We start from the raw sequence: 16,455 nt of genomic DNA, 5'->3' as shown, positions 1-16,455 counted from the left end.
GGCCCAGAGTGTGTAAAAACGCTCAAGGCCTCGTCGTCTTGGATCATTGACGTTCGTGGCTGAACGAGCGCATGGCAAATACTGCGTATTGCATCAGCCGCGACCTGGAACACGTCAACTCTGTTTATAGCCTCTGGGATGGGCCAAAATCAGCTTTTTTATGCCGATAGCGCCTTCATCAAACCGTGAGCACCGATGAGTTTCATGACTCGTTTCATGTTGTAGGCGAGCACATTTAAACTCATCTCCGCGCCCACCCCGGCCAGCTTTCGCGTCAGGAAGTGCGTCGCACCCATCCATTGTTTGAGCGTCCCGAAGGGATGCTCAACCGTCCGCTTTCGGACTCGCATCATCTCCGGCGCTTTGCTCAGCCGAAGCTGCATCTCCTCCAATACGGCTTCATGCTCCCAGCGTCGAACCCGTCGTTCCGTGCTCGGAGTGCATTGCGACTTCAACGCGCAGCCCTGGCATTTCGAACTCCAGTAACGGTGCAACGTCAGGCCTTTTTCAACGTTGGTATAGCGCCAGATCAGCGCCTCTCCAGCCGGGCAAATGTATTCGTTTTTTGCCGCGTCATAGAGGAAGGCATCGTTATTGAAACGCCCGTCTGCCTTGGCTCCAGAGGTCATCGGCTTGGGCACATAGGCGGTGATGCCGGCAGCGTGACAAGCCAGGATTTGTTCGCTTTTGAAGTAACCTCGATCAGCCACTACCGACAACGTTTCTGACGCCATAGCCTCGCGGGCCTGCTTGGCCATTGAGCTGAGTTGATCGCGGTCGGAACCGACGTTGGTCACCTCATGTGCAACGATCAAATGGTGCTGAGTATCGACCGCTGTCTGCACGTTGTAGCCGACGATTCCCGTGCCACGCGTCTTCATGGAGCGGGCGTCTGGATCGGTCAGTGAGACCTGTTTATCCGGCGATTCATTGAGATGGATTTCGATCGCGTGAAGCTCCTTCATTTGAGTTTTGAGCTTGGCGATTTTCTCTTCCAGCCGCACGGCGCTAGGCTCGGAAGCTGTGGGTTCTTGCCGATCGGCAGCATCGAGTGCAGCCAGGTAACGCTTGATGCTCGATTCAATTTCTTCCATTCGCCGCTTCAATTTGGCGCTGGTGAAATTGCGGTCGCGGTTGTTGACTGCTTTGAATTTACTGCCATCGATGGCGACCAGATTTTCTCCGAACAGTCCCAACTGCTGACACAGCACAACGAACTGGCGACAGACGCCTTGAATGGCCTTGCTGTTGTCTTTTCGGAAGTTGGCGATGGTCTTGAAATCCGGCATCAAACGCCCGGTCAGCCACATCAGCTCGACGTTGCGTTGGGCTTCTCGCTCCAAACGTCGGCTCGACTGGATGCGGTTGAGATAACCGTAGATATAGATCTTCAGCAGGATCGCGGGGTGGTAAGCCGGCCGGCCTGTGTCAGCAGGAATAGCACCCTCAAAACCCAGACTGACCAGGTCGAGTTCGTCGACAAAGACGTCGACTACCCGCACCGGATTGGTATCGCTGACGTAGTCGTCGAGGCTCTCGGGAAGTAAGGTGCCTTGGCCTCGATGTTCACCTTGGATAAAGCGCTTCATGGGCGATCCCTGCGATGAAATCCTCAGAAATCATAGCAAGAGTTCGCGAAGGCGTTTTTACACACTCTGGGCCGGGAGCTGCGGTACGCAACTGAAAGCTTCCGGCCCAAAAAAGCGGCTCCGAATCGCCGAATGAAGGCTAAGAAACCTGATCACCTATCACTATGATGGGTGCTCCGAAGGTTACATCAGATAGCCGAGTAGCCTCAGCTAATGCCCGTAAAGGGGCAGGCAAATCGAAAAGTGTCAGTGGATTCAGTGGGCGGCATTGCAGCTCATACCCCCTCAAGGCCTGGCGTGAATCGCGATGAACGTCTGACCAGTCGTACGCGAAGAACCCACGTTTGGCAAATTCAACGAAAGCGTTTACGCCAGCCCTGGCAGTGACCCGATCTACATCGGACACCTCCGGCAATGAAAGGACAAATTCTTCGGAGTTTTCGACGGAGGGCATTGCGGAATCAGGAACCGGCCCTGGCCCCCCCGTAGTGAAGAGCGCAACCTGCCCGACGGCGTCGGTGGCGACCCATCCAACATCAAAGTCCTGGAGAACGAAGGGAGCCACCATTTGCACCTACTTTATAAAAAGGGACGAGTTGATTTCCTAACTCTACTTGCCAGCCCAGAGTGTGTAAAAGCGCGTCGGCAAACTCTTAAAGCGGGAAGAAATTCGACGAGTTCATTGCCCCAGCTTTAAACATCCGGTTCTGGCCGATTACTGCCCGCTACGACAGGCAGAAATCGGCCAATAGCGGAAAGTTGGTGACTAGAAAAGTCGAAAGCGGAACGAGCCATCGAGACTGCGGCGACTACGCCCTATCTATTCGCCCGGAGTAGCAACCCTGCTTGGCATTGTGAACGTGAATGTAACTAACCCCTGGATCAGCAAACATCCGAGTAACAACAGGTTCTATCGCTATTCCATCTACGACGTCGGCATTGAGCATCATCCCATCATCAGTGAATGCACGAAGTGATAGCAGACGGATTCGCATAGACTCGGGTATCTGATCGACTGCGTCATAAGCTTGCGTAGCCCACTCCCTTATGAAGATCGCATGTGAGGCACGGTATGGCGTCTCGGCTGGCTGAGAGAGATGGTTGAGTAAAAGCACACTCTGACCTAGCTCTGCATCCTTTATTTCGATACGGTCAGGAAAGCCTGGGTTGCTGTCGACCATGTAACGCTTTATCCCGAGAGATGCTAGCTCTTGGTCGGGCAATCCAAACAGTGACTGGAATGGCTCGGGGGAAAGGCCAGTTATACGAAACGCCATGGTTAAACTCCTATTAGTTGGAGTCGTATCAGGCTGGAATTCGTCCAGCACTTACTATCCGTTTCTTGCTGCCTTATTCAAGCTGACCGAGACCGACTGCTTAGGGTCGAAAACGGTCTCACCTGAGCGACTGCTTTTGGCCGGTTAGCGACCGTCGCTCTGATTAGCCATCCTTGTCTTTCCACACGTGGAGGACTTGTCATGAACATCATCGCTACCTGCGGCCGTCAGCCCTGGAACAAAGGAAAACTAGTCGGGCAGAAAGCCCCACTCCGACTGAGAGATATCTGGGCCATCCGAGTAAGGCTTCAAATTGCGAAAAGAACCCGGGATCTGGCTCTCTTCGATCTGGCCATCGACAGTAAGCTTCGAGCCTGCGACTTAACCAAGCTCCGCGTGCGTGATGTCGCCCATGGCGAGCACGTATCATCACGAGCCATGGTGATGCAGCAGAAAACGCAGCGACCAGTGCAGTTTGAGATCACTGAGCAAACACGGTCAGCTCTCGTGGCCTGGATACATCAGGCACAACTTCGCAGCGAGGACTGCCTTTTTCCTAGCCGGCTACATACCTCAGACCATCTATCCACTCGTCAATACGCTCGTATCGTCAAAGGCTGGGTGAAAGCCGTAGGCCTTGATCCAGCCATGTATGGCACTCACACAATGAGACGTACGAAGGCATCACTAATCTATCGCAGAACGAAGAACCTACGGGCGGTTCAGTTGCTGCTCGGCCATACGAAGCTGGAGAGCACTGTTCGATATCTGGGTATTGAGGTCGATGACGCCCTGGAGATGGCGGAACAGACTGAGGTTTGATCATGCATAGCGACGGTCGAAGTCAGGCCGTCGCTAACCGGCCAATTGCAGACCGTGGATGTGTCTGGAAAACCGAGGTCGATTCATTGTCCTGCGCACTACTCGGCGGCAGAGGATTAGAAGTCGATGGTCCGCCGTGTCAGGTCGAGTACCACTATATCTACACCTCCCTGCTGGAATGCCTTGCACCGTTGCTCCAGCATGTCCTTCATGACGGATGGCGAGCTGGGTCTTGCAGTCTTGCCCCCTGGGCTGGTGAGGATATGTTTGCGATTCGCCTGCCTGCCAAACCACAACACCAGATAGATACCCTTGCCTCTTGCCCGGTTAGGAGCTTCCTGTTTCCAAGGGAATAATAGCGGTGCTTAAGAGGCTACCGACCTGAAGTTGCACACTTTAAGCAGATTGAGCTTAGCGGACGGATTGAGAGTCGAGGAGAAACTCACAGAGTTTTTAGCTATTGGACCGCACCACCAGCACCGACGCCTGCCAAGGTAGGCTGAGCGCCAATCCGAAGCCACCGTTGTTGTTCCGTCGCCAGTAACGCTCGATTCGGTATTATGGGGAGCAACGGAACAACCTGCCAACGCTACGCCTGCGGAGTCAACGAAAAATAATGGATATCACATGGGTGGAAATTGCCTTTGGCACAATCGTGATCTTTGCTCAGGGCCTTTCACTGTGGTTCATGTATTTTTTGTTTAAAAAGCTGAAAAAGCCTAAGCTTGCTGCCCCAGCCTATTCACCGGGCACTGGCCTTGATGGGAAAGCGTTCCCGGTGTTATCGACGTTTACTGGATTGCGTGGTGTTCCATGGATTGCGGTGGCAACCAATAGTTTGAGTCCAGTATTCCGCCTTGACGGGAAACAGTTGATTTACCGAGTCATACGGCAACGGCAACGACTATTAAGCGATGTTTTGCGGGTGGACACGCGCAGTGCATATGGGACCTTCAACTTGGTTTTTGAGTTCGCCGATTCACCATTTACGTTCATCGTTAACCTCGGGAGCCCATTACGGGTCACCTATGTCCTTTCAATACTTCCTCCCAATATCCCGTTATCTGAACGAGCTCAAGCGGCCCGGATAATGAAGGTGGATCAATGAATGGTTGGACGTTTTCGATTGAAAGCCATTACAACTAGCCAGGGATGCCGTGACCATGAACAAAGGCTTCTACCGTGCAGACAAACAACTGCCTCTCAGCCCTTCGTACTCGCTAGCTCCAGGCCTGGTAAAAGTCTGCGGTACCGTGGTGCTCAAAGAGTCTCGTTTTTCTCCGGTAGATGGCGTGCCCTGTGCGGGGTATTCACTGCAGATCCAGGAGAGCTACCGCAATAAAGATGATGAGGACGAATGGCGGACGGTATTTACCGATGCCCAGTGCAATGACTTTACCCTCAAAGATACCCACGGCTGTGTGGATGTCCTCGCCGAAGGTATTGCGTTGTTCTCAGGCCAGGTGCCGCAACTGGGAGATTATCGTTACACCGCAGGTCCTCGCCGCCGGCAAGGAGAGATTCTGCTCAGCGAAAGCCTGGAGGTCGTCGTGATTGGCGCCGCTATCCAGCGCAACGGCAAAATCGTGATTGCTCAGGGCGAACAAGCCGGTGCAGTGTTCGGCGTAGAACGGCTACGTAGCGTAAAAAATCACCGCGTCGCTGTCCCGGCGTGGCGTGCCCTCGGTGTGTGTGGGGCCTTGGTGGCGCTGTTCAGCCTTGCGCTGCTGGTTATTGATAAGTCGCAATGGGCCCAGTGGCAATTGCCCAGCCGCGAGACGTTCCAGCAGATGAGCGCATTGGGGCCGTTCTACGAATGCGTGGCTTTATTGTATCAGCGCCAGGGGGCATCGCTGCCGTTGATGGCTGCTTTCGGTTGGACGGGGATGGTTTTAGTGCTGATGGGGGGCGCCCGGTTGCTGCTCTATCGAGATATCCAAAGGGTGGTGCAGCCCATACTCATTGGCTGGTGGGTGGTGGGAGTCATCGGCGGCGCTCTGGTGACCTGGGCGCTGGTGGTGGTTGAGCTTGATCCGTTCAAGGCCTTTTTGATCTGGCTGAGTGTGATCATCGTTGCCCTGGGCTTTTCCATAACCCAACAACGGGCCTTGCGGGCGTTGGTGGCAAGCATCCTCAAGAGCGTATCTCCCTAAGGAAACTCTGAAAAAAAGATCGATGACAAACACCAACAGCCCCGCCGCCTTGATCGAGGCCGCAGACAACGAACTGGATGCGCTGCGCCGTGACGCAGAACGGTATTGCGTGCGGATCGAAGAAGGGACCACCGTGCACCGTGCCGGTGGGGGGGGCCTCTGGTGCGACAAGCGCCTTCCAGCCGCGAAAGATCCAGCAGCCAAGAGTTAAGGGAATTATCGACCGCTTTACCCCGAGCCCTGGCCGTCACAAAACCACAGGCGCAAAACCTCGGTGTCGCTCGCATCGATATGCACAACCACCCTCCGCTGCGCAGCTCAACGTCTCGAACCTTGATGCGACGACGCAACAGCGGTGAAAACTATAATCGACTTCTTCTTGCCCGATATGGGCAGAATGATCGGGAACTGATCACGACTCCGCCGTTGTACCCACCTTTCAAGGACGTTGCTTATGACAAGCTATCCACGCTGGTTGCTCTATGTGACTCTCGGCTTTACTTCCCTGACCGCGCATGCGGTTCAAGCCGACGACGCACTGCCTTTCACGGTCGAGGCTGCCGATGGCTATGAGCAGGAAATTGCGCTGACCAAAAAGGCCGAAGAAGGCGATATTTCCGCAGCTTTTAATCTGGGCTACACCTATTACATCCGACAGGATTATCCCGGCGCCATACGCTGGTATGACAGGGCTGCGGAGCTAGGCAACGACCGCGCGGCTTTCGAGATCGCGATCATTTACCGTGATGGCCTGTTAGGCGAACCCGACCAGAAGAAAATGATTCAGTACCTGACGCTCGCCACCAAGCACGGCCTGGACCTGGCGAACATTGAGCTCGCCGCCAGCTATTTACAGGGAACCGGCGTCAAGCAGGACGTGAAAAGCGCCATGTACTTTTACGAAAAGGCGGCCAAAAATGGTAATGCTGAAGCCCAGTTCGCTTTAAGCAAGCTCTATTGGAGCGCCGACCGAGGCGTCGAGGACTCCTTCGCCTTGGCTGGTGGGCAACTCGATGAATGGGACGCGCGCTACAGCAGCGACGATCGCAAAGCCGGATATTGGCTATGCCAGTCGGCCCAACAAAACTATGCCCCCGCACAGTACGCGCTGAGCTACGCGTACGGATTTGGGCAAGGGGATATCCCCTTGGATCAAAAGCAGCGACAGCTCTGGTTGCGCAAAGCCGCGGCCAATGGATCGGAAGAGGCACAGCAACAGATCGCGTACTCCAGCGTTGCCTGGTACACCGCCGCCGAGCGCTGGGTCAAGGAGTTGTTCGAGACCACGCCTGAGCCGACGTGTCCGAATGATGCAGGGGTGTTGAAGGGCTGATTGGGCGGTTCTGAGTGCAACACCGAGCTATTGACGTGCGACCTGGCACTGCTACCAGCGCGCAACTGATCATTCTATCGAAAAATCGCCAGATGTTATTGAAAAAGTCGTTTCGTAGGAAATAATATTAGTTGCTCTATATTAATCCCCGCCTCATAGTTACCGGGATGATCGGGGCAGTTCTGATGAATGAACTGACTCGATCCCTCAACTCGAATATCTTATGTAGTATTGCCCGCCAGAATCGAAAAACAAGAAAATTTACCACTGACCACACGCTAATATTAGATAAGGGATGCGATGAAAAACCTCAGAAGTTACGATCCAATATGGATGGGTGTTCTGACTGGATTGGCGGCTCTAGTTTTATGGTATTTCGCGAGCCTTGCAATTGAAAAACAAGTGATACCTGCAGCGGATAAGGTTTGGCCTTTTTTTCTGCCGGCATTGGCGCTTTCGCGGGCTCATACTTCGCCTTCTTATTTCGTAAACATGAGGAAGAGCAAATAAATCTCAAAAAGAGAAAAAGTGCGTTGGATGCATGTTTATTTACATTGGCGCGGCAGTACAACGCATTGTATCAAATTAAAGAAACTTACGATGCTTTCCCGGAAATTGTAGAAAGGGCGATCTCTATGCCTGCTATTAAATTTCCCGAATATAAAGATGTAAGAATTGATTTTGATAGTCTTAACTTCTTGTCAGATATCGAAAAAATTGCCCATCCCCTCAATCTGACCACAGAACAAGAACGTTTTGAAGCAGCTTTAAGAAGCGTAGAAATCAGAGCTAAATTTCATGCGGAAAAACTTCAACCCGCCATTGAGCAGCACAATATTAACGGACGCGAGCTATCTGGCGACGAACTAGAGATAGTGCTGGGAGAACTATTATTTAACACTGCGATAAATTACGTCCAATACACCTATAGGCACCTTTATGATAGTTTAATTTCCATTGATGAAATCCATCAGAAAACTTGGAAAATTGCCAAGTCTCTCTTTCCCGAAAAAAATTCCTGCCCTCAAAATCACAAATGGACGAACTTAACAAGAATGGACTGTTCAATCCGCCAGAATGACAATTGAAATTAATGTAAATAATGATTTTATTGTGCTTCGGTGTCGCCGGGTTTAGCTGCACTACCTCATCGCCACTTAGGTCATTGATCTGTTGCAGGCGTGATTGCAATATTTCTAACTCGCTCATTGCTCAAATTTGCGCAACTTACTTAAATAGAACCAAAGCCCAATATTCTACGGAATAATGCCCATCAGTTGCGGCGGAATCCGCAGGGCAGCGAGCTGTTCATGAAAGGATCCTATTGGCCGAAAGTTAACGGCACGACTGACCGCTTTTGGCCGATTCTGTTGAAAAAGTCGGGCGTGGTTTTCGCCACAGAAAAATCCGCGCCTGAGATCAAAATCTAAAAACGGCGCAGAGGTATTCGGACTCGGATTTCACGCAGCAGCGCATAAAAAAGACGTTTTTGTCGATCCGTATTCTGGCTGCTTGAGAAAACCGACTTTTTCAACAGAATCGGCCGATTACTGCCGCTCGTGACGGGCAGCTATCGGCCAAAAGCGGCCCTTCGCAACAGGCATAAATCGGCCAGAAGCGGTCATTCATACGCGTCTACCAAGTTGGCATTCAGAACGGCGCGACAGGCTAGAACCTACTATTCAGTGCAGTCGTCCTGTAAATCGCTCTTCAGGGGATCCGGCAGCTAAAACGGCTTCGGCTTTTATCAGCGTGCCATCGAAATCTGCCGGCTTATCCAGCCCTATCCGTGCGCTGGTGCAGTAAAGCGTTTCATAACCAAGTCCCGCTAACACCGGACAAGTGGTCTGAATACACGGGGAGTCGATCACGCTGTCAACTTTGCCGTCAGTCGCGTAACGCACGACTCTGCTACCGCCCCATTCCGCATTCCAGAGAAAGCCCTGCGCATCAATACAAGAACCGTCTGGAGCACCCTGACCGTTGACTGTAGTGAATACACGCTGGTTTTCTAGCGACGGGTAATCGCAGCAGAAAATGCATCCTTGCAGGGAGTCCGCGTAATACATGGTGGAACCGTCCGGGCTAAAACAGATGCTGTTCGGGATCGCCACTTCGGGAAGGTCCAGCGTTTCAGTCTTGAGCGTCGCGGCATTGAACCGGTGAAATCGCCCTATAGTTTGCACCGCCTCACCGGCATCCATAGTGCTAAACACAAAGTTGCCCATACGGTCGCAGCGGCCATCATTGACCCGGGTTCCGGGTACTCCAGGCGTGATGGTAATTTTGGTGAAGCGAAGAGTACTCAGGTTGTAATAACCTAGGCAGGAGGCCAATCCCATTAGCAATACGTCTGTATTGGTCGTAAGGGCGAACGACCCCAGCGGCTCGGGCACTCGCCAGTGCTGTACTTCACCGCTCACGGGGTCCAGAGCAAGCAGTTCGCAACCAGGGATATCGGTCCAGAACAGGCGTTCCGTTCTTTCACACCAGACAGGGCACTCGCCAAGAAGACTGGTGGTGCCGCTTAGGGTTTTAAACATGGTTGCGTCCTACGAAACAGGATGGGGCAAACAAGGCAGTCAGTTGGAGAAAAGCGCTGACCACCTGTCACCGAACAGGGCGATGGCCAGTCCTGCGAGCATCACCATCGACCCGGCCAACTTGATGAGAGACACCGGCCTTTCCGATGCCCCCATCAATCCGAAATGATCGATAACCAGTGAGGAGATAATCTGACCTGCGATAGCGAGGCCCAGCAGGGCTGACAGGCCGATTTTTGGCGCAAGCACCACATAACTAAGCAAGGCACCGGCACCCAGCAGACCGCCCAGCAGGCTCCACCAGGGCTGGGCAGGTATAGCCGCCAGTGAGGCCACTATCCCGCCACGCATCAATGAAAAGACGCCCAGGCACACCGCTCCGGCAGTAAATGAGAACAGCGCCGCCGCTACGGAATCTCCACCCACACCTTTAGCGAGTTGACCATTCAGCGTGGTCTGCAGGGTAATGCCAAGCCCCGCGGCGATGGCCAGCAGGTAGTAAGCTGCGTTCATTTCGCGCCTCCTTACTTGGCTGACTCAAGCGGCATGAATGTCTCGGCAAAAATATCCGGCTGGTAGCCTGCGGCAGCAAACAGATGCTCACGGGATTCGTCGATTGCTGCACGCAGCCTTTCGCTGTCCACGCCCAGCACCTTGCCGCCGCGCTTGACGATGCGCCCGCCAATCATGACCGTGTCGACATTGCTGCGTTCGGCCGCGTGTACCACGGTGCCGAATGCGTTACCCGACGGGTAAAGGTTGATGTCCTGCGCATTGATAAGGATCAGGTCGGCCTGTTTGCCGGGGGTCAGGGTGCCGACTTTGTCCTGCAATCCTGCACAGGTGGCGCCGTCAAGAGTGGCGGCTTTGAGCAGGCCATGAGCCGGCAGGGTCACCGGATGATGCTCTGCGCCGCAGCAGCGCTGCTGGTGCATGCCCATGACGCGTTGCAGGTAGAACGCCACCCGCATCTCCATGAACATGTCACCGCTATAGGAGGTTTCGTTATCGACACTCAGCCCCGGGCTGATGCCGTGACGCTGGGCCGACTGCATGGCGAACATTCCATCTTCAATGCCGTAGTGGGCATCTGAACGCGGGCATACGTTGACCCGCACGCCAGCCTCGCGAATGATTTTCCAGCCGGCGTCCGGCAGCGCTGTGCAGTGGTTGAAGATGTTATCGGGGCGCAGCAGACCCTCGCGATGCAAACCCTCCAACTCAGCTGCCATGTCCCCGCCGAAGAATTCGGTAATGATAGGCAGCCCCAAGCGCCGGGCCTCAGCCCATAGCTCAGGCTCCAGCTGCGCCATTACCGCCAGCGAGAGCAGCGGGTTGTCACCGTTCTTGACGTATTTCCCCTGGAGACGCTCCAGGTTGCCGGGCCAGTGGGCTTTGTCCCACTCACCAGAAACTGGCGCACCGGAGGCGTGTACAGACCGGATACCAGCATCGAGCAGCGCCTCGACCGCGGCGTCGGAGTGCGCGCCGGTGCGGCTGTTGTGCGAGTTATCGACCACGGTCGTGATGCCCGCATCGATGCACCCCAATGCAGTCAGTAGATTGCCAATATACATGTCAGCCGGGCGATAGTATTTGGCGAACGAGAAGTGCGTTGCGTTGCAGTAGTCTTCCAGGGTTTCGGCATTCGGATTGATTCGACGCAGTTGGCCCTCCCAGGAGTGACGATGCGTATCGACCATGCCGGGCATGGCAATCATGCCGGATGCCTCGATAACCATAGCGTCGCCGGCCTCGATGTTTTCACCTATGGCCGTGATGGTGCTGCCTTCGATAAGGATATCGCCGCGCGCCAGATTGCCGATATCACCGTCCATGCTCAGCACAGTGGCGCCGCGGATAAGGGTGCGGGCGGCCTGAGCGGTCGGGGCCTGCACAATGCTGCGGTTATATTCAGCCATTTTCTGTACACCTCTTCAAATTTCGTTGGAAGCAATGTACGCAATGCGATACTGCGGGAAAAAGATGGTTAAACTGTTTTTATTATTCAATATCTACGAATAATAACGACTTTACCCGATCACTGCTTTGAGGCTGCTAACAGTCATGGACCGTATTCAAGCGATGCAGGTTTTCGTACGTGTGGCTGAAGCAGGAAGCTTTATCCAGGCGGCGCAGACGCTCTCTCTGCCGGCCTCCACAGTTACCAGCAGCGTTAAAAATCTTGAGAAGTACTTGCAGGTACGCCTGCTGAACAGAACAACGCGTCGGGTCAGCCTGACCTCTGAGGGCGCACAATATCTGGCGCAATGCCGGGAAATATTGGAGCTGATCGAACACACAGAGACCAGCCTGACGGATTCCGTAAAACGGCCACAGGGGCGTTTGCGTGTCGATATGCCGGGTGGCATTGCACACTTCATCGTCATGCCAAACCTGCAAGACTTCTACAGGCGCTACCCGGATATCTACCTGATGATAGGCGTCAACGATCGGCAGGTTGATCTGGTTCAAGAGGGTGTCGATTGCGTTATTCGTACAGGCGAGCTTGATGACTCAACGCTCGTTGCGCGCCCACTCGGTCGGTTTCGCTGGGTAACCTGTGCGTCTGCCGCCTATCTCGAAGAGAACGGCACTCCGCAAAATCCGCAAGATTTGTCTCACCACCGGGCCATCCATTACTTCTCGGGCCGCGCAAGGCAAGCAGGTGAAATGCGCTTTGCCCGTGGTACCGAAAAAATCTCAGTCCCGGTGAACGGCACAGCGGCCGTCAACGAGACTGGGCTTTACATCAAAATGTGCCTTGAAGGCTTCGGGCTGGTGCAGCTCGCTGAGAACGTGGTCAGCGAGCATCTGCGAGAAGGGCGACTGGTCGAAGTGCTTGCTGACTGGCAGCCCGCATCGGTTCCTGTTCACCTGCTATACCCGCATCAGCGCTTTTTATCGCCAGCTGTGAGCGCATTCGCTGACTGGATTGCTGGGCTTGTTCGCGACGATGATTCAGCAGATTCAAGTTGAACGTTGCGCCCGGCCAGCATGCCGGTGAATGCTCCGGCTACGGAGATTGCGGCTGTGATCAGCAGCGGTCCTGTCCAGCCACCGGTCCAGTCGTGCAGTTGGCCCAGCAGCAAGGGGCCTGCGGCTGCCATCAGGTAGCCGACGCACTGCGCCATTCCTGAAAGTGCCGCCGTGTCACCGGCATTTTTTGTGCGCAAGCCGATGAAGGTCAGGCCGAGCATCATGCTGGCACCAGAGCCGAAGCCCAGGACCGCGGCCCACAACATGGCGTAGTCTGGCGCGTAAATGAGCCCGATCAGGGATGAGGCGGTTAACAGGCTGACGGTAGCGGCTGCCAGTTTCTGGTCTTTGAGACGACGAAGCGTGGCCGCCAGAATCAAGCCGGGAATGGCCGTCGTCAGTTGAAGCGTGCCGTGTACCGTGCCTGCTTGCTCCGGGGATATGCCATGGTCCATCAGAATGGTCGGCAGCCAGCCGACGGCGACATAAAAAGGCATCGCGTTCAGCCCCATGAACAGTGTGACCTGCCATGCCAGCGGCGAACGCCAGACGGCCACGGTTGGCGCTTGTTTCGGACCTGACAGATTTACGTGTTCGTGTTTTTTCAACTGCGGCAGCCACACCACCAGCGCCAACAACGGGGCTGCGACCAACAAACTCAGGGCAATCGGCCATCCCCATGATTGGGTCAGCGGAACTATTACGGCTGAACCGACAGCGCCCGCTGCACCCATGGTGATGGAATAAGCGCCGGTCATGGACGCCATTTTTGTCGAGAAGTCGCGTTTGATCAGGCCGGGCAGCAGCACGTTGCCCAGGGCGATCCCAGTGCCTATCAATATCGTACCGGCGTACAACGCCCACGCGCTGCCTGTGGAGCGGAGCAGGATGCCCGCTGAAATGACCAACAGTGCACCGAAAAGCGTGCGCTCGATGCCGAACCTGCGGGCGACCGATGCGCTGAGCGGGGAGAAGGCTGCAAAGGCAAGTAATGGCAGTGAAGTAAGCAGGCCTAGAGCTGAGGCGCTCAAGCCAAAATCATTCTGGATCAGCGGCAAAACGGGCGCGATGCTGGTAAAGGGAACGCGCAGGTTCACGGCGATAAGCAGAATGCCTGCGACGAGCGCGATGGCATGCCACTTGTTTTTTGTATCTGACATATTCTTTATCTGTCCTCTTGAAAGAAGACAACTGTAGAGAACTTCAGGCCCGTATAATATAGATATCAAGACACCCGATACCTAAATTATGCCAAGCTCAAAAAATATCGTTTCCTCGCCGGAAGATTTCGATTCAGACCTTTTCGCCCAGGCAGCGATTGCCCTCAAGGTTGCGCCTGACCTCAATGATTCGGGTGCCCGCCCGCATGATCATCGTAAAGGCCAGCTGATCCTGTCTTTGCATGGCGCAGTGAGCTGTGAGGTGCAAAATGCACTCTGGCTTGTCCCTCCCCAGCACGCCGTATGGATCCCTGGCGGCACGCCGCACAGTTGCCGAGTGACCGCAAACGCCCGGACCTGCTTTCTGTTCGTTGAGCCCGGTGCGGCAGCCATGCCTGAAGAATGCTGCACGGTTGCCATTACGCCCCTTGTTCGGGAGATGGTCCTGCATCTCGCTGAACAGGAACCTGCTTACCATTCCGAGGGCAAGACAGCTCGGCTGGTTACAGTGCTGCTTGAGCAGCTTTCCGATGCCCCGCTGAAAGAGCTGCATTTGCCGATATCAGACCACCCCAAGATCAAACAAATCGCGGATACGCTCTTCTCAGATCCAGGCGACCGAACCACGTTGCGCGAGTGGGCCACTCGGCTTGCAACCAGTGAACGAACGCTGGCCAGGCTTGTAGAAAGCACGACCGGGCTGAGCTTCGGACGCTGGCGTCAACAATTGCATTTGATGATCGCACTGAGTCATTTGGCGGAGGGGGTATCCGTGCAACGTGTGGCGGGCATCCTGGGATATGACTCTGTTAATGCATTCATCACTATGTTCAAGAAAGCACTGGGTAAACCGCCTACTCAGTATTTTTCCTCTCTGCGCTAGTGCTCTGCTGGCTGATACAAAGCGCCGAGGCTGTAGAACGATCTGTCTGCTATTGGCCCAGAGTGTGTAAAAACGCCTTCGCGAACTCTTGCTATGATTTCTGAGGATTTCATCGCAGGGATCGCCCATGAAGCGCTTTATCCAAGGTGAACATCGAGGCCAAGGCACCTTACTTCCCGAGAGCCTCGACGACTACGTCAGCGATACCAATCCGGTGCGGGTAGTCGACGTCTTTGTCGACGAACTCGACCTGGTCAGTCTGGGTTTTGAGGGTGCTATTCCTGCTGACACAGGCCGGCCGGCTTACCACCCCGCGATCCTGCTGAAGATCTATATCTACGGTTATCTCAACCGCATCCAGTCGAGCCGACGTTTGGAGCGAGAAGCCCAACGCAACGTCGAGCTGATGTGGCTGACCGGGCGTTTGATGCCGGATTTCAAGACCATCGCCAACTTCCGAAAAGACAACAGCAAGGCCATTCAAGGCGTCTGTCGCCAGTTCGTTGTGCTGTGTCAGCAGTTGGGACTGTTCGGAGAAAATCTGGTCGCCATCGATGGCAGTAAATTCAAAGCAGTCAACAACCGCGACCGCAATTTCACCAGCGCCAAATTGAAGCGGCGAATGGAAGAAATTGAATCGAGCATCAAGCGTTACCTGGCTGCACTCGATGCTGCCGATCGGCAAGAACCCACAGCTTCCGAGCCTAGCGCCGTGCGGCTGGAAGAGAAAATCGCCAAGCTCAAAACTCAAATGAAGGAGCTTCACGCGATCGAAATCCATCTCAATGAATCGCCGGATAAACAGGTCTCACTGACCGATCCAGACGCCCGCTCCATGAAGACGCGTGGCACGGGAATCGTCGGCTACAACGTGCAGACAGCGGTCGATACTCAGCACCATTTGATCGTTGCACATGAGGTGACCAACGTCGGTTCCGACCGCGATCAACTCAGCTCAATGGCCAAGCAGGCCCGCGAGGCTATGGCGTCAGAAACGTTGTCGGTAGTGGCTGATCGAGGTTACTTCAAAAGCGAACAAATCCTGGCTTGTCACGCTGCCGGCATCACCGCCTATGTGCCCAAGCCGATGACCTCTGGAGCCAAGGCAGACGGGCGTTTCAATAACGATGCCTTCCTCTATGACGCGGCAAAAAACGAATACATTTGCCCGGCTGGAGAGGCGCTGATCTGGCGCTATACCAACGTTGAAAAAGGCCTGACGTTGCACCGTTACTGGAGTTCGAAATGCCAGGGCTGCGCGTTGAAGTCGCAATGCACTCCGAGCACGGAACGACGGGTTCGACGCTGGGAGCATGAAGCCGTATTGGAGGAGATGCAGCTTCGGCTGAGCAAAGCGCCGGAGATGATGCGAGTCCGAAAGCGGACGGTTGAGCATCCCTTCGGGACGCTCAAACAATGGATGGGTGCGACGCACTTCCTGACGCGAAAGCTGGCCGGGGTGGGCGCGGAGATGAGTTTAAATGTGCTCGCCTACAACATGAAACGAGTCATGAAACTCATCGGTGCTCACGGTTTGATGAAGGCGCTATCGGCATAAAAAAGCTGATTTTGGCCCATCCCAGAGGCTATAAACAGAGTTGACGTGTTCCAGGTCGCGGCTGATGCAATACGCAGTATTTGCCATGCGCTCGTTCAGCCACGAACGTCAATGATCCAAGACGACGAGGCCTTGAGCGTTTTTACACACTCTGGGCC

Annotated in this window: 14 protein-coding genes; 8 read left to right on the top strand and 6 right to left on the bottom strand. The window is 54.5% G+C overall.

Features of this window, described 5'->3' with window-relative positions:
- Positions 1–158: 158 nt before the first annotated feature.
- Positions 159–1,589: an IS1182 family transposase gene (locus tag BFP90_RS02365; RefSeq protein WP_065895849.1), complete on the bottom strand. Its 1,431-nt coding sequence runs from the start codon at positions 1,587–1,589 to the stop codon at positions 159–161.
- Between the two features lie 809 nt (positions 1,590–2,398).
- A complete protein-coding gene (locus BFP90_RS02355; RefSeq protein ID WP_003192632.1) occupies positions 2,399–2,866 on the bottom strand; it encodes a DUF1203 domain-containing protein in 468 nt (155 codons plus the stop codon).
- Between the two features lie 201 nt (positions 2,867–3,067).
- On the opposite strand from BFP90_RS02355, the gene BFP90_RS02350 reads away from it, so the two are divergent.
- The 5 genes from BFP90_RS02350 to BFP90_RS02325 all read left to right on the top strand — a co-directional run bounded on the left by BFP90_RS02350 (position 3,068) and on the right by BFP90_RS02325 (position 8,262).
- Positions 3,068–3,688 (top strand): tyrosine-type recombinase/integrase, encoded by a 621-nt coding sequence (locus BFP90_RS02350; protein ID WP_015371100.1) that lies wholly within the window; start codon positions 3,068–3,070, stop codon positions 3,686–3,688.
- Between the two features lie 616 nt (positions 3,689–4,304).
- The gene (locus BFP90_RS02345) at positions 4,305–4,796 is read left to right on the top strand and encodes a hypothetical protein (protein WP_065894981.1); all 492 of its coding nucleotides are present in this window, start codon (positions 4,305–4,307) and stop codon (positions 4,794–4,796) included.
- A 55-nt stretch (positions 4,797–4,851) separates the two neighbouring features.
- Positions 4,852–5,841: a hypothetical protein gene (locus BFP90_RS02340; RefSeq protein ID WP_065894980.1), complete on the top strand. Its 990-nt coding sequence runs from the start codon at positions 4,852–4,854 to the stop codon at positions 5,839–5,841.
- Positions 5,842–6,295: 454 nt separating this feature from the next.
- Positions 6,296–7,174, top strand: coding sequence for a tetratricopeptide repeat protein (locus BFP90_RS02330; RefSeq protein WP_065894978.1), 879 nt, complete (start codon positions 6,296–6,298; stop codon positions 7,172–7,174).
- Positions 7,175–7,599: 425 nt separating this feature from the next.
- The gene (locus BFP90_RS02325; protein WP_065895861.1) at positions 7,600–8,262 is read left to right on the top strand and encodes a hypothetical protein; all 663 of its coding nucleotides are present in this window, start codon (positions 7,600–7,602) and stop codon (positions 8,260–8,262) included.
- A 594-nt stretch (positions 8,263–8,856) separates the two neighbouring features.
- Here the strand turns inward: BFP90_RS02325 and BFP90_RS02320 are convergent.
- The 3 genes from BFP90_RS02320 to BFP90_RS02310 are packed head-to-tail and all read right to left on the bottom strand — an operon-like array spanning position 8,857 to position 11,639.
- Complete coding sequence (locus BFP90_RS02320; protein ID WP_065883888.1) at positions 8,857–9,717, bottom strand: SMP-30/gluconolactonase/LRE family protein; 861 nt, start codon at positions 9,715–9,717, stop codon at positions 8,857–8,859.
- A 39-nt stretch (positions 9,718–9,756) separates the two neighbouring features.
- A complete protein-coding gene (locus tag BFP90_RS02315; protein ID WP_015371102.1) occupies positions 9,757–10,230 on the bottom strand; it encodes a DMT family transporter in 474 nt (157 codons plus the stop codon).
- Between the two features lie 11 nt (positions 10,231–10,241).
- Positions 10,242–11,639 (bottom strand): amidohydrolase family protein, encoded by a 1,398-nt coding sequence (locus BFP90_RS02310; RefSeq protein ID WP_053139078.1) that lies wholly within the window; start codon positions 11,637–11,639, stop codon positions 10,242–10,244.
- 145 nt (positions 11,640–11,784) lie between these two features.
- Between BFP90_RS02310 and BFP90_RS26980 the strand changes: the two genes are divergently transcribed.
- On the top strand, positions 11,785–12,696 hold the full coding sequence (locus BFP90_RS26980; RefSeq protein WP_015371104.1) for a LysR substrate-binding domain-containing protein: 912 nt from the start codon (positions 11,785–11,787) through the stop codon (positions 12,694–12,696).
- Here the strand turns inward: BFP90_RS26980 and BFP90_RS02300 are convergent.
- Positions 12,609–13,856: an MFS transporter gene (locus tag BFP90_RS02300; RefSeq protein WP_065895860.1), complete on the bottom strand. Its 1,248-nt coding sequence runs from the start codon at positions 13,854–13,856 to the stop codon at positions 12,609–12,611. The two genes, BFP90_RS26980 and BFP90_RS02300, sit on opposite strands and share 88 nt — an antisense overlap.
- Before the next feature lie 88 nt (positions 13,857–13,944).
- On the opposite strand from BFP90_RS02300, the gene BFP90_RS02295 reads away from it, so the two are divergent.
- A complete protein-coding gene (locus tag BFP90_RS02295; RefSeq protein WP_065895859.1) occupies positions 13,945–14,739 on the top strand; it encodes an AraC family transcriptional regulator in 795 nt (264 codons plus the stop codon).
- 127 nt (positions 14,740–14,866) lie between these two features.
- Positions 14,867–16,297, top strand: a complete 1,431-nt coding sequence (locus BFP90_RS02290; protein WP_065895849.1) for an IS1182 family transposase — start codon at positions 14,867–14,869, stop codon at positions 16,295–16,297.
- Positions 16,298–16,455 lie beyond the last annotated feature (158 nt).

Source organism: Pseudomonas sp. 24 E 13, assembly GCF_900004715.1.
Lineage (GTDB): Bacteria > Pseudomonadota > Gammaproteobacteria > Pseudomonadales > Pseudomonadaceae > Aquipseudomonas > Aquipseudomonas orientalis_A.
This window is presented reverse-complemented; position numbering and strand designations above follow the sequence as displayed.